Origin of the sequence: Pseudomonas sp. S4_EA_1b (assembly GCF_016307435.1) — a bacterium.
Lineage (GTDB): Bacteria > Pseudomonadota > Gammaproteobacteria > Pseudomonadales > Pseudomonadaceae > Aquipseudomonas > Aquipseudomonas rhodesiae.
On record NZ_JAEILC010000171.1, the window covers coordinates 1 to 513 of the forward strand.

At 59.1% G+C, this 513-nt stretch carries 1 protein-coding gene; it reads left to right on the forward strand.

The features are described 5' to 3' along the window. Positions 1-405: LysR substrate-binding domain-containing protein (locus YA0848_RS34595; RefSeq protein WP_232925254.1), on the forward strand; the 405-nt coding region annotated here is incomplete at its 5' end. Positions 406-513 lie beyond the last annotated feature (108 nt).

The following is a 513-nucleotide window of genomic DNA, read 5'->3' on the forward strand; positions in this document are numbered from 1 at the left end:
TGGCGGGTCGAGCCGCTGGTGCTTATCGTCAGCCCCGACCATGCGCTGGCTGAAGCAGGGTGCATAGAACGTGATCGTCTGGTGGACCTGCCGATGCTGGGAGGTGAACCGGGTAGCGGTACCGGACGGCTTCTGACCGAATACTTTGGCGAACTGGGCGTGCCTCGCAGCGGTATGCAGCTAGGCAGCACCGAGGCAGTCAAACAAGCAGTGAGGGCGGGACTCGGCGTGTCGTTGGTGATGGCTTCCGCAGTACAAGACGAAGTTCGCAGTGGCGCGCTGGTAGCTCTTCCCATCCCGGGGCTTGAAAAGCGTCTCCAACTGATCTGGCGCAAACCTCCCGGAAATCTGCACCCGCCGGGATTTGTGCGGCACTTATTGGAGGAGGCAGATCTAGCTGGATAAGGTGATGGATGGTTGCGATCCAGCGCTTGGCTTGTCAGCCTAGGGAAACTCTGAAAAAGACTTTCTGATTTGGCAAAATACCGCGACCCCACCCACCGAGTTTCCCGA